This is a genomic window from Streptomyces sp. NA04227, from assembly GCF_013364195.1.
Taxonomy (GTDB): Bacteria; Actinomycetota; Actinomycetes; order Streptomycetales; family Streptomycetaceae; genus Streptomyces.
Genome location: NZ_CP054918.1, coordinates 4,874,756 through 4,898,523 on the forward strand (window position 1 = coordinate 4,874,756; position 23,768 = coordinate 4,898,523).

General features: G+C 71.0%; 19 protein-coding genes and 1 pseudogene. 10 read left to right on the forward strand and 10 right to left on the reverse strand.

Features of this window, described 5'->3' with window-relative positions; all coding sequences use genetic code 11:
* Positions 1-62 precede the first annotated feature (62 nt).
* The 3 genes from HUT18_RS20835 (at position 63) to HUT18_RS20845 (ending at position 2,091) form a co-directional block, all read left to right on the forward strand.
* Positions 63-587, forward strand: a complete 525-nt coding sequence (locus tag HUT18_RS20835) for a GNAT family N-acetyltransferase (RefSeq protein ID WP_176102110.1) — start codon at positions 63-65, stop codon at positions 585-587.
* A 166-nt stretch (positions 588-753) separates the two neighbouring features.
* Positions 754-1,059 (forward strand): DUF4229 domain-containing protein, encoded by a 306-nt coding sequence (locus HUT18_RS20840; RefSeq protein ID WP_176102111.1) that lies wholly within the window; start codon positions 754-756, stop codon positions 1,057-1,059.
* Between the two features lie 297 nt (positions 1,060-1,356).
* Positions 1,357-2,091 (forward strand): TetR/AcrR family transcriptional regulator, encoded by a 735-nt coding sequence (locus HUT18_RS20845; protein ID WP_176104691.1) that lies wholly within the window; start codon positions 1,357-1,359, stop codon positions 2,089-2,091.
* Positions 2,092-2,111: 20 nt separating this feature from the next.
* Here the strand turns inward: HUT18_RS20845 and HUT18_RS20850 are convergent, their stop codons facing one another.
* The 4 genes from HUT18_RS20850 to HUT18_RS20865 form a co-directional block, all read right to left on the reverse strand.
* Positions 2,112-2,507, reverse strand: coding sequence for a hypothetical protein (locus tag HUT18_RS20850; RefSeq protein ID WP_176102112.1), 396 nt, complete (start codon positions 2,505-2,507; stop codon positions 2,112-2,114).
* A gap of 192 nt (positions 2,508-2,699) precedes the next feature.
* Positions 2,700-3,398, reverse strand: a complete 699-nt coding sequence (locus tag HUT18_RS33910; protein WP_254878729.1) for a hypothetical protein — start codon at positions 3,396-3,398, stop codon at positions 2,700-2,702.
* Between the two features lie 230 nt (positions 3,399-3,628).
* Complete coding sequence (locus tag HUT18_RS20860) at positions 3,629-4,582, reverse strand: MaoC/PaaZ C-terminal domain-containing protein (RefSeq protein ID WP_176102113.1); 954 nt, start codon at positions 4,580-4,582, stop codon at positions 3,629-3,631.
* 190 nt (positions 4,583-4,772) lie between these two features.
* Positions 4,773-6,095, reverse strand: coding sequence for a 3-oxoacyl-ACP reductase (locus HUT18_RS20865; protein ID WP_176102114.1), 1,323 nt, complete (start codon positions 6,093-6,095; stop codon positions 4,773-4,775).
* A 70-nt stretch (positions 6,096-6,165) separates the two neighbouring features.
* Between HUT18_RS20865 and HUT18_RS20870 the strand changes: the two genes are divergently transcribed.
* On the forward strand, positions 6,166-7,476 hold the full coding sequence (locus tag HUT18_RS20870; RefSeq protein WP_176102115.1) for an acetyl-CoA C-acetyltransferase: 1,311 nt from the start codon (positions 6,166-6,168) through the stop codon (positions 7,474-7,476).
* A gap of 535 nt (positions 7,477-8,011) precedes the next feature.
* A complete protein-coding gene (locus HUT18_RS20875; protein WP_176104693.1) occupies positions 8,012-9,871 on the forward strand; it encodes a long-chain fatty acid--CoA ligase in 1,860 nt (619 codons plus the stop codon).
* 216 nt (positions 9,872-10,087) lie between these two features.
* On the opposite strand, the gene HUT18_RS20880 is transcribed toward HUT18_RS20875, so the two are convergent.
* Positions 10,088-10,291, reverse strand: coding sequence for a cold-shock protein (locus HUT18_RS20880; RefSeq protein WP_067282429.1), 204 nt, complete (start codon positions 10,289-10,291; stop codon positions 10,088-10,090).
* A 502-nt stretch (positions 10,292-10,793) separates the two neighbouring features.
* Here HUT18_RS20880 and HUT18_RS20885 point away from each other — a divergent pair.
* The 3 genes and pseudogenes from HUT18_RS20885 (at position 10,794) to HUT18_RS33310 (ending at position 14,373) form a co-directional block, all read left to right on the forward strand.
* Positions 10,794-11,606 (forward strand): menaquinone biosynthetic enzyme MqnA/MqnD family protein, encoded by an 813-nt coding sequence (locus tag HUT18_RS20885; protein ID WP_254879061.1) that lies wholly within the window; start codon positions 10,794-10,796, stop codon positions 11,604-11,606.
* 729 nt (positions 11,607-12,335) lie between these two features.
* Positions 12,336-13,235 (forward strand): annotated as a pseudogene (locus tag HUT18_RS33305) (serine/threonine-protein kinase); the annotation flags it as partial.
* Positions 13,236-13,515: 280 nt separating this feature from the next.
* Positions 13,516-14,373, forward strand: a complete 858-nt coding sequence (locus HUT18_RS33310) for a hypothetical protein (protein ID WP_217710590.1) — start codon at positions 13,516-13,518, stop codon at positions 14,371-14,373.
* A gap of 46 nt (positions 14,374-14,419) precedes the next feature.
* On the opposite strand, the gene HUT18_RS20895 is transcribed toward HUT18_RS33310, so the two are convergent.
* Complete coding sequence (locus tag HUT18_RS20895; RefSeq protein WP_176102117.1) at positions 14,420-15,052, reverse strand: TetR/AcrR family transcriptional regulator; 633 nt, start codon at positions 15,050-15,052, stop codon at positions 14,420-14,422.
* A 112-nt stretch (positions 15,053-15,164) separates the two neighbouring features.
* Between HUT18_RS20895 and HUT18_RS20900 the strand changes: the two genes are divergently transcribed.
* Entirely contained in the window at positions 15,165-16,367 is a 1,203-nt protein-coding gene (locus HUT18_RS20900) for a serine hydrolase (protein WP_254878730.1), read from the forward strand.
* On the opposite strand, the gene HUT18_RS20905 is transcribed toward HUT18_RS20900, so the two are convergent.
* Genes HUT18_RS20905 through HUT18_RS20915 form a run of 3 tightly spaced genes read right to left on the reverse strand, consistent with a single transcriptional unit; the run spans position 16,357 to position 22,350 of the window.
* Complete coding sequence (locus HUT18_RS20905) at positions 16,357-16,878, reverse strand: NUDIX hydrolase (RefSeq protein ID WP_254878731.1); 522 nt, start codon at positions 16,876-16,878, stop codon at positions 16,357-16,359. The genes HUT18_RS20900 and HUT18_RS20905 overlap by 11 nt on opposite strands.
* Before the next feature lie 30 nt (positions 16,879-16,908).
* Positions 16,909-17,562: a hypothetical protein gene (locus tag HUT18_RS20910; RefSeq protein ID WP_176102118.1), complete on the reverse strand. Its 654-nt coding sequence runs from the start codon at positions 17,560-17,562 to the stop codon at positions 16,909-16,911.
* A gap of 51 nt (positions 17,563-17,613) precedes the next feature.
* On the reverse strand, positions 17,614-22,350 hold the full coding sequence (locus tag HUT18_RS20915) for an FtsK/SpoIIIE domain-containing protein (RefSeq protein WP_176102119.1): 4,737 nt from the start codon (positions 22,348-22,350) through the stop codon (positions 17,614-17,616).
* Between the two features lie 373 nt (positions 22,351-22,723).
* Here HUT18_RS20915 and HUT18_RS20920 point away from each other — a divergent pair, with 373 nt between their 5' ends.
* Complete coding sequence (locus HUT18_RS20920; protein WP_176102120.1) at positions 22,724-23,023, forward strand: WXG100 family type VII secretion target; 300 nt, start codon at positions 22,724-22,726, stop codon at positions 23,021-23,023.
* 130 nt (positions 23,024-23,153) lie between these two features.
* On the opposite strand, the gene HUT18_RS20925 is transcribed toward HUT18_RS20920, so the two are convergent.
* Complete coding sequence (locus HUT18_RS20925; RefSeq protein WP_254878732.1) at positions 23,154-23,759, reverse strand: hypothetical protein; 606 nt, start codon at positions 23,757-23,759, stop codon at positions 23,154-23,156.
* Between the last annotated feature and the right edge of the window lie 9 nt (positions 23,760-23,768).

Consider the following 23,768-nt stretch of genomic DNA (forward strand, 5'->3'; position numbering starts at 1 on the left):
GTGATGTACGTCGCCTGTAATGCCGCTTGAAGGCTCGCGTGTGTAAGGGTTACTTTTTCTCTATGACCCTTACGTTTGTGCTGGATCCGCAGGTCGACCCCGAACTTCACGCAGGTCTGCTCGCGCTCTGGGCGGATGTGACCAATGCGGGCGGCGCCGTCGGGTTCGTCCCGCCGGTGGTGCCGGACGACATCCGGCCCGTGATGATCCAGAGCCTGGCCGGGGTGGCCGAGGGGCGCAGCAGGCTGCTGGTCGGGCGGGACGAGGGCGGTGCGGTGGCCGCGGCCGCTTTCCTCACGTTCAACACGCACCGTCTGATGAAGCACTGGGTCTGGGCGTACACCGTGATGGTGCACCCGTCCCATCAGGGCAAGGGGTACGGCCGGGATCTGATGGCCGCCGTCGCGGACGTGGCCCGGGGCTTCGAGGGCGTCGGCGCGGTGCGGCTCACCTGTCGCGGTGGCCTCGGTCTGGAGCGCTTCTACGCGTCCTGCGGGTACAAGGAGGTCGGACGGGTGCCCGGTGCGATCCGGGTCGGCCCGGGCGACGACCGTGACGACATCACCATGCTGCTTCCGCTGACGTGAACGGGGCGTAGGCGGTGAGGTGTTCGCCACCCCGAGTCACCTGCCGCCTCGGACAAATGGGGATGAAACCACCCCGTTCCGGGAGCAAAGCCGCCCCGTGTTTCACTGGAGTGATGCCCGGTGCCGCCCTGCCGGGCCCTCCGCAGAATCAGGAGACTGGACTGACATGCTCCGCTACACGCTGATGCGTCTCGGGATCTTCGCGGGCTGCTTCCTGGTGGCCTGGGGTCTCGTTGCCGCCGGCATCGCCCCGCGCGGTCTCGGCGGTTCCAACTACCTGTGGATCCTGCTGCTCGCCCTGGTCGTCTCGGCGCCCATCAGCTTCATCGTCCTGCGGGGCCAGCGCGACCGCGCCTCCGAGCAGATCGTGCAGCGCGTGGAGCGTGCCAAGGCCGGCTTCGAGGCCAGCCGCACCCAGGAGGACGAGGTCCTGGACGAGGCCGCCGCGCGGGCGCAGGGCCAGGCGGGCTGACCGTCCCGCCCCCGCACTTCTCTTACCCGCACAGCGGGCGGATGCCCAGGAACCCCCGCATTCCTGGCAATTGACGCCACCGTAACCACGGGATCCTCACTCGGACGTACCCTTGCACGTGAACACGACGGGGAAGGGAAGAGAGCCGTGGGTGTGGTGCGGGGCAGCGACGCCACCGGTACGGCCGTTCCCGGGACCGGGGTGAAGGCTCCGGTGGAGACCGTGGTCGAGAGCGCTACGGAGACCGGAGCGAACGCGGGGGCGAAGGCCGGGCCGAAGAAGAGCCGCAACCGGCGTATGCCGAGGGCCGTGCGCGAGAAGCAGATGCTCGACGCGGCGGTACGGGTCTTCGCGCGGCACGGCTACCAGGCCGCCTCCATGGACGAGATCGCGAAGCTGGCGGGGGTCTCCAAGCCGCTGGTCTATCTGTATCTGAACTCCAAGGAAGACCTCTTCGCCGCCTGCATCCGGCGGGAGTCGCAGGCCCTGGTCGAGGCGATCCGCGTCGGGGTGGACACCACACAGCCCGCCGACCGCCAACTCTGGGACGGGCTGCGGTCGTTCTTCGTGCACACCGCCGAGAACCCGGACAGCTGGGCCGTCGTGCACACCCAGGCCACCGCCCAGGGCGAACCCTTCGCGGGCGTAGCCGCAGCGGCCCGCCAGTCGATCATCACCTTCGTGACCGCCCTCATCCACGCCGCCCACGCGGAACGGGAGAGCGCGGTAGGGGAGAACGCCGTACGGGAGGGGTGTGACGGCGGTGGCAAGGGCGAGGGCGGCGGCGAGGCGGCAGGGTCGGTCGCGCCCGGGGCGGAGACCACGCGCCGTGAGTACGCCGCGCTGGCGCACGCGCTGATCGGCGCCGCGGAGTCCCTCGCGGACTGGTCCCTCACCCAGTCGACCATTCCGGCACACGAAGCCGCGGCGACGATGATGAACTTCGCCTGGGCCGGACTCGGTGGCCTCCTGGAGGGCAAGCCCTGGACGGCCTCGCCTCAACTGCCGCCGGGCGCCACGCCAGTTACGTAGCCGTCGGAGCGTTCAGCGGCTCAACTGGCGGCGGTGCCACCGCTGTTGTCGCCGTTCCCGCGACCGTTCTTTTGGCCGTCCGCGTGGCTGTCTGCTTGGCCGTCCGTGCGGCTGTCTTCCTGGCGATCCGTGTGGCCGTCCGCGTAGAGATGCGTCTCGGGCGCGACCAGGTCCGCGAGGCAACTGGGCTGCCGCCGTGGCGACTTGGCGGCGCTCGGCCGACCGGTGGCGACGGCGGGGCCAGCGGAGGCGGCCGAGCTCACCGATGCCGACTGCCCCTGCGCATGCGTCTGCGTCTGCGTCTGCGTCTGGGGCAGGGTCCTGACCCGGCGGGTGGTCACGGCCCGACTGCTCGACTTGCGTGAGAACAGGTAGATGAGCAGGACGATGATGCCAAGGACCCACAAGCCGTCCACGATGTCTCCCGAGCGGTTGTCGGACCTGAGTCGGACAGGGGCGTACCCGTGATCGGCGCCGCGAACCCGGTACGCACCCAAGTGTCCACAAGATGCCAGCAGTTGATGAGGGAATGACGGGATGGCTGGAGGCGGCCACCGGGCGGCCCGCCTCCTGCCGTTGGAGGAGCGCCCCTTCAAGTGGCGGCCGCCTCAGTGCCCTTGGCCCGCCACCAGCTGATGTCGTGCCGGGCGCACCGGATGGCCCAGGGCCGCGCAGCGTGCCTCGAAGTCGGGCGGAAGCCAGTCGCCGCTGAGCAGACGGGGGTGTGCCGGGAAGGCGGTCGCCGCCGCGAGCGCGAACATCAGTGAGGCCCACGGGGTGTGCAGGCGGCTCAGCAGGGTCTGCCCGGACTCCGTGCGGAAGCTCGCCTCGAACACGTCGGGGCCCGCGAGTTCGACGGTTTCCAGGGCGCGCCAGCCGAGGTCGAGCCAGCCCGCGGTGGGGCCCGAGAAGTGGGCGCGGTAGCGGGTGATGGTGACCTCGCCGGGGCCCTCCGCCACCCAGCGCGGACGGCTGTCCCTGGCGGCCCGGTCGCGACGGCTGGCGTTGCCGATGGCGTTCGCGGCCATGCTGCCCAGGACGAAGGCGGGGCCACCGAAGGCGAACATGGAACTCTGCCGGTAGCTGCCGTCGCCGATCGCACGGAAGGAGACCCGCTCGGCCGGACCCACCGCGAGCGCCCGGTCGCCGGGTTCGAGGCGGGCGTGGGTGGCGATCAACGGGCGCCGGTCCAGGCGGCCTTCGACCAGGTCGGCGAGGATGTCGCAGGTGTACCACAGGTGCTCGTCGAGGGACGACCATCCGGCCGGCTGTGGCGGCTCGGCCGGTGGTCGGGGACGGAAGGCCATCTCGCTCCGGTGTCTTCTGGGTGGGGTTTCCGGGACCGGTATTCAACCAGGGCGCCGCGACCGGCCCACCTTCACCATCACGGTGTACGGCGCCTGTTGGTTCCAGCCGTCACGGTATGAGACACCCGCGGGATCCCGCACCCCTCACGGTCCGCACCTCTCACGGTCCGCACCCCTCACGGTCCGCACTCCCCACTCCCCACTCCCCACTCCGTACTCCCCGCTCCGCACTACCGAAGCGCCTCCACCGCCCCCGTCAGGTGTACGCGTTCCCGTCCCTGTTCCCTCTCCCGCCCCGCACCACTGCGCAGCGCGAACGCGCCGCCGTCGGCCGCGTAGGTCACCTTCCCCGGCAGCAGTACGGGCGCCTTGAACTCGGCGTGGACGCGTACCGGGCCGCTCGTGTCGTGCTCGGCCAGGCAGCGGGCGACCGTCCACATGCCGTGGGCGATGGCGCGCGGGAAGCCGAACAGGCGGGCCGTGAGCGGGTACAGGTGGATCGGGTTGCGGTCGCCGGAGGCGGCGCCGTAACGGCGACCCAGGTCGCCGGGGAGCTGCCACTCGGCGGCCTCGGGCAGCGGCTTGGACTCGGCGCCGTCCCGGGCACCGTCGGCCGTATCCGTCCCCGTATCCGTTCCCGCTCCCGTCCCCTGTCCCGTCTCCTTCTCCCTGCCGCTCCGCTCGCGCTGCTCGGCGGGTACCGAGTGCCGGGCGAGATAGGTGCTGCGGGACTCCCAGACCAGGGCGCCGTCGACCCGTGCCTCGGTCACCAGGTGGGCTTCGGTGCCGCGGCGGTGCGGGGCCAATTGGTCGACGTACACGGTGAGTTCGTACTCCTCCAGCGGGTGCGGGGCGCGGTGCTGGTCGATGTCGATCGAGGTGTGCACCAGGCCAAGCAGCGGCAGCGGGAACGCGGGGTCCGCCATGAGCCGCATCTGGAGCGGGAAGCCGAGGATGTGCGGATAGGTCACGGGCAGTACGGCCGGGTCGTGGCCGAAGCCGCAGATCTTCTCGTACGCGGCCAGGCGCCCGGCGTCGGCGCGCGCGCCGGGAAGCACGAGCCGGGTCGGGGGCGCGGTCGCGTCCCGCCCTGCCTTCTTCAGCGGGGACAGCAGGGCGCCGCGCGCGAGCAGCGGCGGCAGCGAGGGTGAGCCGGTGAGGGTCACCGTCCGCGGATCGGCCATGACGGGCTCCTTGGGGCGTCGGAACGGCGGGCGGGGGAGGGGCCCACCCACAGGGAATCGGGAACAGGGAGTACGGGAACGGGGAGCGCGGAAGGGGCGGGCGCCAGGCGGGCTCGCAGGGTAGGCGTCGAGCGGGCGCCCGCGCCGGGCAGCCCGGACCGGCCAGCGCGCACCGGGCAGCCCGGGCCCCTCAAGCGCCGAGCAAGCTCTGCCCGCAGACCCGTACGACCTGCCCGTTGACCGCCCCCGAGGCGGGGTTGGCGAACCAGGCGGTGGTCTCGGCCACGTCGACGGGCAGGCCGCCCTGGGACATGGAGTTCATCCGGCGTCCGGCCTCGCGGATGAACAGCGGGACGGCCGCGGTCATCTTGGTCTCGATGAAGCCGGGGGCGACCGCGTTGACGGTGACGCCGTGCTCGGCGAGGGCGCGGGGCGCGAGCGAGCGCACCAGGCCGATGATCCCGGCCTTGCTCGCCGCGTAGTTGGTCTGGCCGACGTTGCCCGCGACACCGGCGATGGACGCGGTGGCGACGATCCGGCCGTTCCGGTGGAGGGTGCCGGAGCGCAGCAGGTGGTCGGTGGTGCGCAGCACCGAGGCCAGGTTGACCTCCAGGACCGAGGCCCAGCGGTCGGCGGGCATGTTGGCGAGCTTGCGGTCGCGGGTGATGCCCGCGTTGTGGATCAGGATGTCCAGGCCGTCCGGCAGCGCGGCGGCGATGTGCTCGCCCGCGTCCGCGGCGGTGATGTCCAGCGGCAGCGCGGAGCCGCCGAGCCGGTCGGCGACCTTGACCAGGTCGGCCTGTGCGGCCGGGATGTCCAGGACGACGACCTTCGCGCCGTCGCGCGCCAGCGTCGCGGCCACGGACTCGCCGATGCCCCGGGCGGCGCCGGTGACCAGCGCGGTCCTGCCCTCCAGCGGGCGCGCCCAGTTCGCGGGAGCGGTCAGCTCGGCGGCCTCGGCGCCCTCGGTCTCGACGACCTGGCCGCTGACGTACGCGGACTTCGGCGAGAGCAGGAAGCGCAGCGTGGACTCGGCGGCGGCCGCGGAGCGGGTTCGTACCAGGGTGACCGCGCGGCCCTTGCCGATCTCCTTGCCGAGCGAGCGGACGAAGCCCTCCAAGCCCTGCTGGACCGCGGCCTGGTGGTGGTCCTCGGGGTCCGGGACCGAACCGAGGACGACCACACGGCCGCTGCTCGCGACCCCGCGTACGACGGGGTGCAGCGCGGCGTGCACCTCGGCGAGTGCCTCGACGTCACGCACGCCGGTCGCGTCGAGGACCACCCCGGCGGGGCGCTCGGCGCTCTCCTGGACCGGAAGGCCGGTGCGGCGCAGCACCTCGTCGAGCGGGTCGGTGAGCGCCGACTTGCCCGCCGTCAGGTGCAGCAGCGGGCCGCCGAGGTCGGGCTTGCTGTCGCTGTACCGCCGCAGCACAGTGGGCTGCGGGAGGCCGAGACGGCCGGTCAGGAAACGGCCCGCGCCGGTGCCGGTGAAGTTCAAGTAGCGGTCCGCCATTGTCCTGCTCCCTGCTCGGTCGTAAATTTACTCCTGAGTAAGATTACTCAAGAGTCAGGAGCTGGTCGAGATGCAGTACTCCCCCGGGGACAAGGCCCCCGACACCCGCCTGCCCCAGATCCGGCGTGTGGCCGTGGTCGGAGGGAGCCGTATCCCGTTCGCGCGTTCCGACGGGCCCTACGCGACGGCCTCCAACCAGGAGATGCTGACCGCCGCGCTGAACGGTCTCGTCGAGCGCTACTCGCTGGCCGGGCCCGGCGCGGTCGGCGAGTTCGTGGCCGGTGCGGTGCTCAAGCACAGCCGGGACTTCAACCTGGCCCGGGAGACCGTGCTCGGCGCGGAGCTGGACCACGCCACGCCCGCGTACGACATCCAGCAGGCCTGCGGCACCGGACTCCAGGCGGTCATCGCGGTCGCCAACAAGATCATGCTCGGTCAGATCGACTCCGGCATCGCGGGCGGCACCGACACCACCAGCGACGCCCCGCTCGGCGTCAACGACGACCTGCGCCGCACGCTCCTGGAGGCCCGTCGCGGCAAGAGCACCGGCGCCCGCCTGAAGGCGCTGGCCAAGATCCGTCCGGGCAACGTCGTACCGGACATGCCGCGCAACGCCGAGCCCCGTACCGGTCTGTCCATGGGTGAGCACGCGGCCATCACGGCCCGCAAGTGGGGCATCAGCCGCGAGGCGCAGGACGAGCTGGCCTGGCGCAGCCACCGCAACCTGGCCGCCTCCTACGAGCGCGGCTTCCACGACGACCTCGTGGTGCCCTTCCGGGGGCTGGCCCGTGACAACAACCTGCGCCCCGGCTCCACCCTGGAGAAGCTGGCCACCCTCAAGCCGTGCTACGGCGTGAAGGACCCCGACCCCACCATGACCCCGGGCAACTCCACCCCGCTGACCGACGGCGCCTCCACCGTGCTGCTCGCCAGTGACGAGTGGTGCCGGGCCCGCGGCCTCAAGCCGCTCGCGTACCTCACCGCCTACGAGACGGCCGCCGTCGACTACGTCAACGGCGACGTCCGCGACGGGGAGGACGGCCTGCTCATGGCCCCCACCTACGCGGTGCCCCGGATGCTGGAGCGGGTCGGCCTCGGCATCGAGGACTTCGACCTGATCGAGATCCACGAGGCCTTCGCCTCCCAGGTGCTCGCCACCCTCGCGGCCTGGGAGAAGCGGGGCCTTGCCCCCGTCGACCGCGACAAGCTCAACGTCGCGGGCTCCTCGCTCGCGGCCGGTCACCCCTTCGCGGCCACCGGCGGCCGCATCGTGGCCGCCCTCGCCAAACTCCTGGACGAGCGCGAGGGTCCCGGCCGCGGCCTGATCTCGGTCTGCGCCGCGGGCGGCCTCGGCGTGACCGCGATCCTCGAACGCCCCTGAGGGCACCGGAACCGACGGGGCGGGGCCGTGTGTGCGGACGGCCTCGCCCTCGTCACCGGCCTCACCCTCGTGACCGCGGGCGGCACCCGCACATTTCCCTTCGCTTACGGGCCCGCCCTCCTGCCGGACATCTCCCTCCCGCGCACATTGCTCTCCGTACGTCCCATCTCCCTCGCGTACGCGCGTACTTGTGGCCCTGCGTCCCCGTACCGAATGCCAACTCGCGTCATCTCACGATCAGTTGGGGCGACAATCGTTGTAACGAGCCCGCTCGCACCGCCCGACGTGACGCGCGTAGTACCCCACCCCGGTATGTGTGCAGTCGGAAAGGATGCGGTCTCCGGTGCGGGTGTGGGTCGCCGCTCTCTCGCTGACCTTCACTTTTCCTGTCCTGTGACGAACCCGGAATCCTCTTGTCCGCTGTGCGAGTTGTCGCGTACGGTCCGCAACCGTTCAGGCAAAAGGAGTAGCCGTGCCCCGCAAGCAGACCTCCCTACCCGCCCTCGTCGCCCCGGCGCTGAAGATCGAGGACGGCATGGTGCGCGAGGTCTCCATGCCGTTGTTCGTCACGCCGCCGGAGCACGGCTCGCTCGCCGACATCCCGTTCGACAACGCGGCCGAGGAACCCGGCGCCGCCGTCCTCGCCCGCAAGGACGCCAAGGGCCGCTGGCGCGATGTCACGGCCGCCGACTTCGCCGCCGAAGTGCTCGCGCTCGCGAAGGGGTTGGTCGCCCAGGGCCTGCAACCCGGCGACCGGCTCGCCATCATGGCCCGTACGACCTACGAGTGGACGCTGCTCGACTTCGCCGCCTGGGCCGCGGGCCTGGTGACCGTCCCGGTCTACCCGACCTCCTCCGCCTTCCAGACGCGCGCGATCCTCCAGGACTGCGGCGCGGTCGCCCTGGCCGTGGAGACCGGGGCGCAGGCGGCGGCGCTCGGCCCGGAGCGGGACCGGATCGCCGAACTGCGGTACGTGTGGACCTTCGACAAGGGCGACCTCGGCCGGCTCGCCGAACTGGGCAACGGCCACGGACTGCCGGACCTGGAGATCGAGTCCCGGCGTGCGGCCCTCACCCCCGAGCACACCGCCACGCTCATGTACACCTCGGGGACCACCGGCCGCCCCAAGGGCTGCGCGCTCAGCCACGCCAACGTCTTCGCCGCGATCGACAACGCCATCGAGTTGCTGCACCCCGTCTTCAAGGCGGCCACCGACGAGCCGCCGTCCACCCTGCTCTTCCTGCCGCTGTCGCACGTCTTCGGCCGGATGGTCGCGATCGGCTGTCTGCGTGCCCGGGTGCGGCTCGGCCACGCCCCGAGCACGGCCACCGGGGACCTGCTCGCCGACCTCGACTCCTTCGGTCCGACCTTCCTCTTCGCCATCCCCTACGTGCTGGAGAAGGTCTTCAACACCGGCCGTGCGACGGCCGAACGCCTCGGCCGCGTCACCACTTACGACCGCGCCGCCCGTATCGCCCGCCGTTACGGCGCCGAGGTGGAGGCCCAGCAGCTCGGCACCGGCCCGGGCCCCGGCACCGGCCTGAAGCTGGCCCGGGGCGTCTACGACCCGCTCGTCTACCGCCGCATCCGCGCCGCCCTCGGCGGCCGGGTCCGCTACATCGTCAGCGGCGGCTCCCCGCTCGGCCGCCGCCTCGGCACCTTCTACACGGGCGCCGGAATCGAACTCTTCGAGGGCTACGGGCTCACCGAGACCTCGGCCGCGATCACCGTGAACCCGCCGCAGCAGCAGCGGCTCGGCAGCGTCGGCCGGCCGATGCCGGGCATGAGCGTCCGGCTCGCCGACGACGGTGAGGTGCTCCTCAAGGGCCCGCACGTCATCCCGGGTTACTGGGACACCCGGACCGGCGACGTCAAGCCCGCGACCGACGCCGAGGACTGGCTGCACACCGGGGACATCGGCACCCTGGACGGCGACGGCTACCTCAGCATCACCGGCCGCAAGAGCGAGATGATCATCACGAACGGGGGCAAGAAGGCCGCCCCGGCCCCGCTGGAGGACTGGCTGCGCGCCCATCCGCTGATCAACCACTGCATGGTGGTCGGCGACAACCGCCCCTACATCGGCGCGTTGATCACCCTCGACCCCGAGGGCATCGCGCACTGGCAGCAGATGCGGCGCAAGAACGTCCCGCTGGCCCAGCTCGCCGAGGACCCGGAGCTGCACGAGACCCTGCAACGCGCCGTCGACGAGGCCAACAAGCTCGTCTCGCGCCCCGAGTCCATCCGCGAATTCGTCGTCCTCACCGAACAGTTCACCGAGGAGGCGGGCCATCTGACCCCGTCCGCGAAGCTCAAACGCGCCGCCGTCGCCGCAGACTTCGCCGCGCAACTGGAGGCGCTGTACGCGAACTACGGGGCGGGGCAGGAGGAGTAGGCGGGGGAGGCAGGGGAGGCGGCGGCCGTCGTCGGGCGGTTCCGCCACCGGGTCCGAGCCGCCCGCCGCCCCTGCGCCGGCCTCAGTGTCACGACCCCTGCGCCACCGCCCGGAAAAAAAGGCAGGAGCCCCGCTTCCACCGCAGCTGCGGGGATGGGGCTCCTTGGGTACTACTGTCCGTTCCGAATCAATTCCCGAGTGGCCTCGGGAAGCGACTTACATCGGGGTGACGTTCTCCGCCTGCGGACCCTTCGGGCCCTGGGTGACGTCGAAGGACACCGCCTGGTTCTCCTCGAGGGAACGGAAGCCGCTCGCGTTGATCGCGGAGTAGTGGACGAAGACGTCCGGGCCGCCGCCTTCCTGGGCGATGAATCCAAAGCCCTTTTCGGCGTTGAACCACTTAACGGTTCCGGTAGCCATAAGCCCTCCTTGGGCCAAAGGGTTGCCCTGCTCCAGAACCTGCTGTTGAAACAACTGCAAAAGTCTGAAAACGACGAAAGCCTGCGGGTCACATGCTCCGCAGGCTTTGTACTGCAAGGGAAACCAAACTGCAACTTGCGACGAGCCTAGCACGCAGGCAGCCGAAAGCGATAGAGGGCAAGATCACGTCACCCGGATGTTTGACGAGCGCCCCGAGTGTGGTTGACGTACCGGTGTGTGACTTCTTCGTCGAGCGCCCCCGTCGCGTTCGTTCGCGCCGTACCGGACAAGGGATACCGGTTGCGGGACGGGGGGTGCGAGAAGGGTGACGCGCGGACGAAGTCACCCTGGCGTGGGCACCGTATCGCACGCGGGCTAGCCTCGCGATGTGGACAATTCTCCCGCGGACCCGGTTGCGGGTCCCGCCACCGCAGCTCAACCGGTCCCCGCCGCGCGCGAGGCCCGGGCCGCAGGACGGCGCGCCAGGCCGCGCGTCGGCCACATCCAGTTCCTCAACTGCCTTCCCCTCTACTGGGGCCTCGCCCGCACCGGGACCCTGCTCGACATGGAGCTGACCAAGGACACCCCGGAGAAGCTCAGCGAGCGGCTGATCGCGGGGGACCTGGACATCGGCCCGGTCACCCTGGTCGAGTTCCTCAAGGCGGCGGACGACCTGGTCGCGCTGCCGGACATCGCGGTGGGCTGCGACGGGTCCGTGATGTCCTGCGTGATCGTCTCCCAGGGGCCCCTGGAGCAGCTCGACGGCGCACGCGTCGCCCTCGGCTCCACCTCGCGCACCTCGGTCCGCCTCGCCCAGCTGCTGCTCTCCGAGCGCTACGGCGTACGGCCCGACTACTACCGGTGCCCGCCCGACCTCGGCCTGATGATGCAGGAGGCCGACGCCGCCGTACTGATCGGCGACGCCGCCCTGCGCGCCAACCTCCACTACGGCCCGAAGCTCGGGCTCCAGGTCCACGACCTGGGACAGATGTGGAAGGAGTGGACCGGACTGCCCTTCGTCTTCGCGGTCTGGGCCACCCGCCGCGAGTACCTGGAGCGCGAGCCGGACGTCGTCCGCAAGGTGCACCAGGCCTTCCTGGCCTCCCGCGACGTCTCCCTGGAGGAGGTCACCAAGGTCGCCGAGCAGGCCGCCCGCTGGGAGGCCTTCGACGAGGAGGTCCTGGAGCGCTACTTCACCACCCTCGACTTCCGCTTCGGCCCGCACCAGCTCGCCGCGGTGAGAGAGTTCGCCCGCCGCGTGGGGCCGAGCACCGGCTTCCCCGCCGATGTGCGGGTGGACCTTCTGGAGGTCTGAGCCCGTCCGGGCCCGCCCGGCGCGACCGCGAATACCCCGGCCCTCCGGCGCGCCGACTTGGTGCGTGTGAGAGGCACGGATATACGGCGGCCAGGAATCCCGGCGGCGCCCGCGGAGGAATTCGCGGGCCCGGCATCCGTAAGCCGGGTGGAAGGGGACTTCCCGTCGGGTGAGTGGTCCCGGCGGCTTGTCGCGCACGAGTTCGCCACCGTTCCCGGCGGAGAGATTCCGCTACTTGTCAACCGGATTTCAGTGAGGGTCCGCCCGTCCGACTCGGTTCTCGGCCGATCTCCGCCGATCTCTGCCGACGAGGTTCTCGACGGGCGTTCGGGTTCGCCGATTCGCGGGGTGGTCGATTCGCCGGTTCTTCGGATGTTCGGAGGAGCCGATGACTTTCCCGTGCCGGGACGTGCCCGGCGGTTCTCGACCGGGCCTTGACTTCTTCGACCGTGGATGCTGAATTCCGCGTTGATGTTCTTCGGCGCGGCGGTGAACTCTTCCTCTTCTCGTGCGGAGCCCGCACGGATCTCGTACGGATCCCGTACGTTCCGGTTCCTCTCCGGAGGCGGCCAACGGCGCACTCCGCCCGGGTCCCGGTACGGCACCGCCCTGCCCGGCCGACGTGCGGAGGGCCTACGCTGCTCGTGCCCGTAGGGCAAAGCAGACCAGCGGTAGAGAACAGCGGATCAAAGGGGAGAAGGGGAGGCCGTCGCCGTGGGGGACAGCGTCGTGCAACCGCTGAACGTCGACGAACCGACCGTGATCGGCCCCTACCGGCTGCTCGGGCGGCTCGGCTCCGGCGGGATGGGCCGGGTCTACCTGGGACGCAGCGCGGGCGGGCGCACCGTGGCCGTGAAGGTGGTGCATCCGCACTTCGCGCTCGACGAGGAGTTCCGGATCCGTTTCCGGCGCGAGGTCGCGGCGGCGCGCAAGGTCGGCGGCGCCTGGACCGCGCCCGTACTCGACGCCGACCCCGAGGCCACCGTGCCCTGGGTGGCGACCGGTTACGTGGCGGGCCCCTCGCTGACGCAGGCGGTCACCGGACCCCAGGGCGGCCCGCTGCCCGAGGCCGCACTGCGCGTCCTCGGCGCCGGACTGGCCGAGGCCCTGTCCGAGGTGCACGCCCAGGGACTCGTCCACCGGGACGTGAAGCCGTCCAACGTGCTGCTCGCGCTCGACGGCCCCCGGCTCATCGACTTCGGCATCGCCCGCGCGGTCGACGGCACCACCTCGCTCACCTCCACCGGCGCCTCCATCGGCTCGCCGGGCTACATGGCACCGGAACAGATCCTCGGCGAGCCCGTCACCGGCGCCGCGGACGTCTTCTCCCTGGGCGCCGTCCTCGTCTACGCCGCCTCCGGACGGCCCCCGTTCCCCGGCGACACCTCGGCCGCCCTGCTCTACAAGGTCGTTCACTCCGAGCCCCAACTCGGCGAACTCCAAGGTGAGTTGCGCGAACTGGCGGCTCGCTGCCTGAGCAAGAACCCGGCAGCCCGCCCCACCCCGGCGGACCTCGCGACCGCGCTCGCGCCGGGCGGCGTACGGGAGTTGGTACTTACGGGCTGGCTGCCCGCTCACCTCGTCGAACGCGTGAGCCGTACCGCCGTGGGCTTGCTCGACCTGGACGCGGACACCGAACCGGGGACAGGGCAGGGTGCGGGGCCGGGGACACAGCCCGGAACGCCGCCGGGAACCCACCCTGGAACGCACCCTGGAACGCAGCCGGTTGGGCATGAGGGTGCGGACGCGGCGGCCGACTCCCCGGGTTCCGGGGCCTTGCCCCACGCCGACCTGCCGCAGCAGGCGACGGGACAGGTCACGCCGACGCCGACCCCCACTCCAACGCCGACGCCCAGCCCACCACCGACCCCCACACCCGCCCCTCCCCAACTCGCCACCCCCGCAAGGCGTGTTCGGCCCCCCGGACCCCTCCTACGGAGCCGCCCCCACCTGGCCGCCCGCCGCCACGGGACAGCCTTCGTACGCCCTCGGCAACGTCGGGCACGTCGGGCACGTCGGGCACGTTGGGTATCCGGCGGCGGGGAGCGACGGCAACGACGGGCACGACGGGAACGCGACGACCGGCACGGACGCGCGGCCCGGCACCGGCCCCACCCCCGGCCCCGACCGCACCGACCACCCCGCTCCCGGTACCGGCGCTGGCACCGATCCCCGCCCCGCCCCCACCGGAAAGCTCTCGCTGACGGTGGACACCGCATCGACTCCCGTCGGGCCCAACAACCGTGGCCGCAGGCTCAGTTGCACCGTGGCGCTCGCGGTGGCCGGGGCGTTGGCGGCGGTCACGGTGGGCTCGGTCTTCGTGTTCGACCTGGTGGGCGGGTCCTCGGACAACGCGGCCGACGGTGCGTCGCCGAGCGGGAAGCAGTCCAGTACGCCCGGCGACGGGCACTCCACCTCGGTCCCGGCCGGTTACCTCGGCACCTGGGAGGGTCCGGCCCGTGCCCGTACCAACGACTGGCCGATGGGCACCTTCCGGCTCACCGTGAAGAAGGCGGCGCCCGGCGAGAAGTTCGCCGTGATGCGGCAGACCGACCAGCTCGGCGGCGTCTGCGAGGTGGACCTGCGGCTTCAGTCGGTCACCGCGCGGGAGATCGTGGCGAACGCGCAGGGCCGCGCCGACTCGCGGCCCACCTGTACGAAGAACGTGCACAAGGTCCACCTGGTGCTCACCGGCCAGGACCTCTCGTACATCTCGGAGAACGAGCAGTCCGGGAAGCCCAAGGCCCGTATGGAGAAGGTGGATTGAGGAGTCCCGCGCGGGGACTCCCGGGCGCGGATTCCCGCCCGACTGCCTAACCCCGCCGCGCCCGTCGGCAGGACCCGGTGAACACGCGGCCGAGCTGGTCGTCCAGTGCCCCGAGAACGGCCGGCCCGGGTGTGCCGTCCGGGTCGATGTGGGTGTGCAGGGCGAGTCCTTCCGTGAACGCGACGATGCGCAGGGCCAGTTGGGCGGCGTCGGTGCCCTCGGGGACCTCGCCGCATGCCGTGCCGTTGTCGATGGCGCGGGCGACCCGTGAGCGGATGCCCTCCAGGGTCTGCCGCTGAACGGCGGCCAGACGCGCGCTGTGCGCGGCCCGGTCGGCGAAGGCGAGGCGGACCGGGAACTCGGCGCGGCGGACGTCGTCGAGCGGGATCAGCTCGGCAAGCGCCTGCCGCAGCATCTCGGCGATGGTGCGGCCGTCGGCCTCGCCCTGGTTCGCCAACTCCGCGACACGGGCGGTGAATTGGCCGTTCACGCGGGTGAACGTGGCCAACAGCATCTCGTCCTTGGTCTTGAAGTAGTGCTGCACCAGGCCCACGGACACCCCCGCTTCGGCGGCGGTCCGCGCGACGGTCACGGCGGCGAGCCCGTCCCGCACGATCAGACGTTGGACGGCGGCACTGATCTGCCCCTGGCGGGCGTCATGGTCGGCAACTCTCGGCACCCGAGGACCGTATCGCGTGCTATAACCGTATGGCCATACGGTTATTCGGAGGGAATCCTTGATGATGCGGCGACGCGCAACTCACCTGTTAGGCACGGCATTTGGCCCCGCTGTGGCTCTCGCCCTGGTGCTCGGTCTGCTGACGCCGTCTGCCGGTACGGCCGCCGCCGAGCGGCCCCGTGACGGACGCACGGCGGACGGCGGTCCCCGCACGGCGGACGGCGGCCGCGAGGAGGCGAGGCTGCGCGCGCTGGCCGAGCGGGTGGTGGCCGCGCCGAACCCCAACCCGGGTGCCCTGCTGCTCGCCCGCGACGGATCGCACCACAGCCACGGCACGGCGGGTGTCGCCGACCGGGCGGCCGGTACGCCGATGCGGCGGGACCTGAAGTTCCGTGCCGGAAGCGTCACCAAGACCTTCACCGCCACGGTCGTCCTGCAACTCGTCGCCGAGCACCGGCTGCGGCTCGACGACACCGTGCAGCGGCTGCTGCCCGACCAGGTCCTCCCCGGCAACGCCCTGTCCGGTCCGCCCGTCACCGTCCGCCAGCTCCTCAACCACACGAGCGGCCTGTACGACTACATCGACGGGCTGCTGCCCCACTTCCGCACGCTCGACCAGTACTGGCCCCGCGAGCAGCTGATCGGCATCGGCCTCGCCGAGCCCCGGTACTTCCCGGAGCCCGGCACCCGCTTCCGCTACTCCAACACCAACTACCTGCTGCTCGACCTGATCGTGGAACGGCTCACCGACCGCGACCTGCGCACCAACCTCGAACGCCGGATCTTCGCGCCGCTCGGGCTGCGCGACACCTCGTACCCGCTGGCGAAGACCACCATCGACGGCGCTCATGTCCACGGCTACGCGGACGTCACCCCCCTGTTGCCGGACGCGCCGGGTGCCACCCGGTACGACGTCACCGGCTTCAGCCCGTCCGAGGCCGGGGCGTCGGGCGCGCTGGTGACCACCGCGGACGACCTCGCACGCTTCTACCGGGCCCTGCTGCGCGGCCGCCTGCTGCCCGCGCACCTCCTGCACCGCATGCTCACCGACACCGTTCCCACCACCGGCGCCGCCGCCCCGCCCGCCGTCGGGTACGGCCTGGGCATGTACGTCTACGCCACCGACTGCGGTCTCGCGTACGGCCACGGCGGCAGCGCCCCCGGATATCTGACCTATGTCCTCAACAGCCGCGACGGGCGCGAGCAGCTCGTCGCCCACACCAACTGGAACTCGTTCACCGACACGGGGATCGACAAGGACTTCTGGGCCGCCTTCCAGCAGGGCTACTGCGACCCCGGGACCGTCAAGCCGTGACCGTGTGCGCCAGCGGATACACGTAGGCCGGTGGATGGTCGATGGGCAGGTCCGGGCGCCAGGTGGTGAGGACCTGGCCGCTGGGGACGAAGAGCGGGTCGGGCAGGGAGTCGGGGGAGTGCCAGGACCAGTGCGCGACCAGGTGCGGTTCGGCAGCGAAGGGGCGGCCCGTGTGGTGGTGGACGCGGGCCGCCATCGTCACCCGGGTCACCCCGCCGACTCCGTCGAGCAGCATCGCCAGGATCTCGACGTCCTCCGGTACCGCCAACAGGCCGGTCTCCTCGGCGAGTTCACGTACCACGGCCGCCGCCACGGACTCGTTCTCGACCTTGCCGCCGGGCAGTTCGTGTACGCCGGAGCGGTGCCGGCCGAGCAGTATCCGGCCGTCCTCGTCGGTCACGATGATGCCGACACCGAGCGCGGCGTGCGGCACGGGCGGTTCGGGAGGGCGCGGCGCGGTACCGACGCGGACGCCGGACGCGGGGGTCTCGCCGGGGGCCTCAAGGGTCACGGTTCTTCTCCTGGTGGGGAGTTGAGAGAGTTACGTGACCGAGGGTGCCGGGGAATCCTCTGCTTGGGGAGAGGAACTCCGGCCGAGCCGCTGCCGCAGCAACTCGGCCCCGACGAGCAGGGCCGCCCCCAGCACGAAGCCGAGCAGGATCACCGCCCAGGCGTACGGCGCGTGCGCGTGGACCCAGCAGTAGGCACTGAACGAGGAGTCCCCGTCGGAGCACGACCTGCCACGGCGGCTCTTCGGTCGCAGCGTCTGCATGCTGAGGGCGAAGAGCATCACACAGGCTGCCCAGCCGGGCACCGAGGTGGCTGCCAGAACGACCGAACGGGCCCGGCGCAGCTTGAAGTTGGTGCGCGTCAGTGGCCAGATAGCGAGCGTCAGGGCGAGCGGCCAGGCGCCCCCGACGGTGAGCGCGAAGCCGTAGCCCGCACCGGGCCAGTGCGGCGCCACCTCGTGCCACCAGTCGGCCGCGAGCCGGCCGGGACCGAGCACCAACCCCACGAACACGGCCATGCCGCCCGTGATGCACAGCGCCACGAAGCCGCCGTCCTTGAGCTTCTGCCCCCAGGGCTTCCTCGCCTTGTCCGGCTTGTGCCCCGGCCCCGGCGTACGGACCGACCGGCCGGGCCGGTATGCGGCCGCGGCAGCTCTGCGCCGCCCCGGCTTCGCCGATCCGGCCATCCCAACTCCTCTGATTCCTGGCTCTGTTGTTCCGCTGTTCCGTGTGCGGACCTACTGCGGCGTCGTCACCGTGAAGTGCTCGCCGTCGCCGAGGTGCAGCAGGCCCCTGCCCGGGGTGATCTGGCCGCCGACCATGCCGCGGTTGGTGCGGATGCCGATGAGGTCGCCCGCGGAGGTGTCCTGCGGGGAGAGCAGGATGCCGCGGCGGGCCTTCTTCGCGTCCACCTGCCAGCCGGAGAAGCCGCTGCAGACGTCCTCCTCGTCACCGGCGATGATCAGCGCGAGCCCGGTGTCCGCGCCGCGCTGCACGATCCGCTTGAAGTGGCTCTCGGCGTCGCAGTCCTCCAGGATCTCGCCGTCGTCGACGAGCACCACGATCGGCTCCTCCAGTGAGGCCGAGCCGATGACCTCCTCGAAGTCGTCCTCGTCGATGTCGTCCTCGACGAAGACCTTCAACACCTGCTCGTGGCCCTCCAGTTCACGCAGCGGCGACTTGCGCGGCGCCGCGATCACCAGCCGTACGCCCTGGTTCAGGTAGGACCGCGCGAAGTTCATCATCACCGTGGAACGGCCCGACTTGGCCGGTCCCGCCACCACGAACGACGGCACACCCGAGGCGAGGTCCGGGCCGTAGCCCATGAGTTCGTCGCCGCCGATGCCGACCAGACCCCACAGCTTCGAACGCGAGAGCTCCGGGTCGCGCAGCTCCCAGGCCTCGTCGAAGGAGACCCGGCTGGGCAGCGTGTCCACCCTGAACGGCCGCTGCGCACGCGGGACTTCGGCGTCGCGCTCGGTCGCCGCCTCCCCGATCGCGCTCAGCGCCGCCGCCTGACCCTGACCCGTGGAGTCCTCGCTGAGCAGCGCGAACTGTGTCTCCGTACCCGACTCGTTGCGGTAGGCACGGCCGGGCGGGATCTCCTCGGGGACCTTCTTGGCGGGGATGCCGAGCATCGAGAAGTCGGAGCGGTCGGCAAGGCGCAGACCGTACTTGTCCTCGGTGAGCGAGGAGATACGGCCCACCAGGAGCTGACGGTCACCGGTAAGGACCAGGTGGATGCCGACGCTCGCGCCCTCGCGCATCATCGCGGTCAGCTCGTCGGTCAGCGCACCGTGGTCCACCTCGCCGAGGGTGGGCAGCCAGCCCTCCCAGCGGTCGAGCAGCACGACCAGGTGCGGCAGCCGCTGCGCCGCCTCCGAGGCGGCCCGCTGCTCCCCGATGTCCGCGAAGCCGCTTTCGGCCAACAGGTCCTGGCGGCGCGAGAGTTCGTTCTTCAGCCGGTTCACCAGACGAACCACACGCTCGGTCTGGTTACGGCTGACCACCGCACCGCAGTGCGGCAGCCGGGTCAGCGCGTTGAGCGCGCCGTTGCCGCAGTCGATGCCGTACAGATGCACGTCCGCGCACGAGTGGGTACGCGCCAGCGAACCCGCGATCGTCCGCAGCACCTGCGAACGGCCACTGCGCGGCGCACCACCGATCATCAGATGCCCGAAGTGCGCGAAGTCCACCACGACCGGGCGGCGCGCCTGGTCGGCGGGCAGGTCCTCGACACCGTACGGAGCGGGCGCCAGCTTGCCCGCGGCCGCGTTCGCGAGTACCGGCACCTCGATCTCGTCGAGCAACAGGGTCTCGCCGAGCGCGGGCAGCCACGGGCTGTGCTGCGCCGGGATGCCCATCGAGGCGTTGCCCGCCCGGATCGCGTCCACCAGCACCTTGAGGTCGGTGACCTCCTCTTCCTCGCGCTGCTCCGCCTTCGGCTTGGTGAGCGCCTGGCGGCCAAGCTCGTTCCAGTCCAGGGCGCCCACCCACGGCGCGAGCGCCTGCGGATCGGCGGCACCCGGACGGCGGCCACCGACCCGGCCGGACTGGAACGGCACCAGCGAGGCGTGCCCGAGGCGTACGTACGCGCGGCCCGGCGTGGACTTGGAGATGTGACCGGCCTCCGGCGCGTCGATGACGTCCGAGGACTCACCGGCGTCCGTCACGCGCAGCGCGATACGCAGGTTGGTGTTGGCGCGGATCTCGGGCGAGACCACACCACTGGGGCGCTGCGTCGCGAGCAGCAGGTGGATGCCGAGCGAACGGCCTCGCTGCGCGATGTTGACCAGACCCGTCACGAAGTCCGGCAGGTCACGCACCATCGAGGCGAACTCGTCGATCACGATGAGCAGTCGGGGCAGCGGGGCGTGCGAGGGGTCGCGGCGTACCAGGTCCTGGTAGTCCTCGATGTCCTTGGCGTCCGCCGCCGCCAGAATGTGCTCGCGGCGCTTGAGCTCGGCGCCCAGCGACTCCAGGGCACGCTCCACCAGGTGCGCGTCGAGGTCGGTGACCATACCGACGGTGTGCGGCAGCTTCACACAGTCCTTGAACGCCGAGCCGCCCTTGTAGTCGACGAGGACGAACGTCATGTTCTCGGGGGTGTTGGCCACCGCGAGGGCCGCCACGATCGTCTGCAGCAGCTCCGACTTACCCGAACCCGTGGTACCGGCGATCAGACCGTGCGGCCCGTCCTTGCGCATGTCGATACCGAACGCGCCGTCGTAGGACTCACCGATCATCGCCAGCGTCGACTGGCCGCCCATCCGCCAGCGCGCCGTGATCGCCTCCGGCGTCGGCGGCTCCAGCTGGAGCACGTCGAGCAGCCGGCTGGAACCGGGCAGCGCCGAGTCCTCGGTCTCGCCGCTGATGTCGCGCAGCGCGGACAGCGACCGCGCGAGCCGGCCGCACCAGGCGGGCGAGACGAACTCGGGCCGCACACTCAGGATCCGGTCCGAGCCCGACTGCTCCACCCGCAGCCGCAGTTCCTCCGCCTGCTCGCGGTCCGGCTGCTCCTGGGTGGGGTGCCAGGCCTGGAAGGAGGGGAAACCGCCTTGGCCCTGGGGGGAGTTGGCGGCAGCGGCGGGCGGCGCGTACTGGTCGACGCCCGCCCTCGGCGCCCGCTCGTCCGGCTTCGGCTCGGCCACCACGACCGCCTGGCACTCGCCCGGCAGGAACCGCTCCTCGGTGTCCAGGCACACCGAGTACATCGACACACTCGGTCCCTCGCGCAGCAGCTTCACCACACCCGGCAGCGAACGCAGCCTGCGCGAGCCGTCCCAGAACACCACGATGTCCGGCTCGGAGAACGACTTGATCTGCGTGTTCGCCTGCTTGGCCTTCTGCCGCGCGTCCAGGACCTGGGTCAGCTCACCGATCCGCGCACCGACCGTCTCGGCGTCCATGCCCAGCAGGATGTTGATGTCCTGCCCACCCCCGGGCCGGGAGTGCGGAAGCCAGCGCACCCACTCCCAACTCTGTTGCGCGGTGGCCTCGGTGAGCACATAGAACTGCACGTCCATCGGACTGTGCAGCACCGCCGTCTGCGCCAGCGCCCAGCGGCCCATCCCGCGCGAGGACTCCCCGGGGCCCGCCATACCGATGACCCCGAGCTGCTGAAGGCCCAGCGACACCGGCGCGTCCTCGATCTGCCAGGTCACCTGCCGCCGGTGCTCGTCCTTCTCCGGGTCGTCGAGCACGACCTCGGACGGCATCTTCGCGGTACCGACCCGCAGTACGAGATGGTCGTGGTCGCTGCGCCGCCGCTCCCACAGCCGGGTACGCGGACCCGTACTGAGGGAGAGGACCAAGGCCGGGTCGGGGACGGCGAGGCGGCGGTCGAGCCGTTCGGCGACCAGCGCGTCCTGTGCGTCCTTCTCGATCCGCTCCTTGGTCTCGTTGTACTCCTTGACCTGCTTCGCATGGGACTTGCGCCCGTGCTTCTTGTCCATGAAGTAGTTGCCGAAGAGCATGATCGGGCTCAGACCCGCCATGATCAGGTAGTACCAGCGGCCGAAGATGACCACCGCCACGATCGCGCCCACCAGCGGGAACAGCGCCATCAGCCAGGGCAGCGGCCGGGCCTCGTAGTCGCCGGGCGGCGACGGCAGGCGGAACTTGGTCGGGCGGTTCGGCGGCCGCAGCCGGGGCGGCCGGTTGTAGTCGAGGCCGATGCCGTCCTCGGACCACTTCAGGGCCGCGTTCGGCGGTGTGTAGCGGATCAGCTCGAAGAGGGTGTTCCCGACGGCGATCTGACGGCCGAGCGGCCACTCGCCCTTGACGAAGTCCCGTGCGGGCGGCACCGGTTCGGGCCCGTCGCCCTCCCCTTCGTCCCGCCGCCTGCCCCGCCTGCGCCTGGTCCGGGCGTTGCCGTCGCCGTTGTTGGCGCCGCCGTCCCGGTCCTTCTTCCTGCCCTTCCCCTTACCCGTGCCGTCGTCGATCTCGGAGTACTTCTCGCCGTCGAGGGTGACCTTCTTCTCGTCGGTGTGCACCGCGACGCGGCAGGTTCCGTCGGTGGTCACGCTGAGGGTCAGCGCCCGTGCGTCCAGTTCGGGATCGTCGACCCGGATGTGCGCCGCCGGACCGCTGCCGATGTCGTACCGCCCGACCCCGAGCCGGTGCACGGCACCGGCCAACGGCCCGCCCACCACCCGGAGTTCGACCAGGCCGGAGGGTTCGCCGGGTATGCACGCCGACGGGTCGTTCAGGCTGACCACCACACCGTCGCGCAACGGGGAGCCCACCACGGTGGCCGACGGGTCGACGGCGTAACCGTCCACGTACACCACCGGCCCGCCGCCCTCGGCGGCCAGTTGGTGCTGCCCGAGCGGAATGATCTGCGCACCGCCCTGGCCGACCTGCTGGGCGAGCTGCCGCCCGATGTCTCCCACGGTCGACTCGGGATCCGCGTCGACGACGACATCGGCAGCACTGCCGCTGAACGGATCGACGACGGTCAGATTCAGGCGCACTTCGGCCCCCCTCATGGACGCTGCGGTCGCTTCCGGAACGCGACGACAGTGAACGTGACGATATCTTCCCGCGCCCCGACCCGGACGTGGCCCCCGAACCGTCCCCGAATCCTCCCCGGACCTTCCTTCCGGCCACCTCCGCGCAGGCCGGTCCCGGGCCTTGCCGAACCCACCCCGATGTCCGTTTTCTTCCCGGTTGCAACCCCCTCTGCAACAGCTCATCAACGCTTTCGAACCGGGAATGCGAGTGCGCTGACCGCCGCCGTAGTGTGACCTTCACATGTGCGGTCGTCACGCCGTCGAGGCGCAGTACGAACGCGTTAAGGGGAGCCACGGGGGTTGGCCCTGCGGCGAGTTGACTAGGAGCGGCTTCATGGCCAAAGACCTTGACATCACATATCAGGACATGCGCGATGCGGCCAAGCATGTCGTGAAGGAGAAGGAAAAGCTCAACGAAAAGCTCGACGGCCTGCGCAAGTACATCGCCAACCTGGTCGAGTCCGGCTATGTGACCAAGAGCTCCTCGAAGACCTTCGACAACAACTTCGAGGAATTCACCAAGGGTGCCAAGGACACCGTCGACGGCCTCGACGGCATGGGCGACTACCTCACCATGGCCGCCGACAAGTTCGAGCAGATCGACGAGGAACTGGCGAAGCAGGCCAAGGGCTGATCAAGGGCCAAGGACCGATCCGCGGTCCTTTGACGGTTGGTGCCCGGCCCGGGGGCCGGGCACCGGACGTCACCGTGTACGCGGTGGTGGGCGTGCACGGATCACGTCGTCGGGAGAGCGGCGTTACTTCTCACACCCACCGCAACGAGTAGGCGATCGCCTCGCACAACTCCCCCATGGGGCTTTCCACGCCGCTCACCGGAACATTGAAGCCGAGCGCCAAGTAGCCGACCCGGCCCGGCATTTCGACGTAGTAGTCGAGGCTCGACTTCGTCGTGATGCGGACCGCCTTTCCCGCGGGAAGTTCGTCCGTGGTGCCGATTTCGCCCCGACGTGTCTTCCGTAGTTCCTCGGCCCAGTCCTCGGCGCCGACCCACAGGTCGCCGGGGAGCGGGAGCAGCGAGATCAGCAGAGTCGCGGGAGTGGTGCTGTGGCCGATTCCGTCCGCTTTGAGGAAGAACTCCAGGGCGCCGTGCGAGACGCCCGCTTCGGCGGTGTTCCGCAGGGATACCCACAAGCTGCGCTGTGCCTCGGCGGACAGCCGTTTCCGCGTTGCCTGCCGGTTCACGAATTTCTTGAGACCGCCCCGCCAGCGCTCCTCGGTGAGGTCGACCCGGAACCAGTCCCGGGGCACCAGAAGCCGGTAGTCCTCGGGTGGCTCGGTGCGCGACCGAGCCGCCGCCGGGGCCGCCTCTTCGGCCGCCCCGGCGGGACTCGACGCTTCCACCTCGTTCATCCGGTCATC

What these genes read in the sequence shown, in the direction of transcription:
- HUT18_RS33910 (WP_254878729.1), bottom strand. Translation starts at nt 3,398, where the DNA reads ATGGCCTTCCGTCCCCGACCACCGGCCGAGCCGCCACAGCCGGCCGGA.
- HUT18_RS20875 (WP_176104693.1), top strand. Translation starts at nt 8,012, where the DNA reads ATGGTGCGCGAGGTCTCCATGCCGTTGTTCGTCACGCCGCCGGAGCAC.
- HUT18_RS20880 (WP_067282429.1), bottom strand. Translation starts at nt 10,291, where the DNA reads ATGGCTACCGGAACCGTTAAGTGGTTCAACGCCGAAAAGGGCTTTGGA.
- HUT18_RS20845 (WP_176104691.1), top strand. Translation starts at nt 1,357, where the DNA reads ATGCCGAGGGCCGTGCGCGAGAAGCAGATGCTCGACGCGGCGGTACGG.
- HUT18_RS20920 (WP_176102120.1), top strand. Translation starts at nt 22,724, where the DNA reads ATGGCCAAAGACCTTGACATCACATATCAGGACATGCGCGATGCGGCC.
- HUT18_RS20910 (WP_176102118.1), bottom strand. Translation starts at nt 17,562, where the DNA reads ATGGCCGGATCGGCGAAGCCGGGGCGGCGCAGAGCTGCCGCGGCCGCA.
- HUT18_RS20865 (WP_176102114.1), bottom strand. Translation starts at nt 6,095, where the DNA reads ATGGCGGACCGCTACTTGAACTTCACCGGCACCGGCGCGGGCCGTTTC.
- HUT18_RS20835 (WP_176102110.1), top strand. Translation starts at nt 63, where the DNA reads ATGACCCTTACGTTTGTGCTGGATCCGCAGGTCGACCCCGAACTTCAC.
- HUT18_RS20840 (WP_176102111.1), top strand. Translation starts at nt 754, where the DNA reads ATGCTCCGCTACACGCTGATGCGTCTCGGGATCTTCGCGGGCTGCTTC.
- HUT18_RS20925 (WP_254878732.1), bottom strand. Translation starts at nt 23,759, where the DNA reads ATGAACGAGGTGGAAGCGTCGAGTCCCGCCGGGGCGGCCGAAGAGGCG.
- HUT18_RS20860 (WP_176102113.1), bottom strand. Translation starts at nt 4,582, where the DNA reads ATGGCCGATCCGCGGACGGTGACCCTCACCGGCTCACCCTCGCTGCCG.
- HUT18_RS20870 (WP_176102115.1), top strand. Translation starts at nt 6,166, where the DNA reads ATGCAGTACTCCCCCGGGGACAAGGCCCCCGACACCCGCCTGCCCCAG.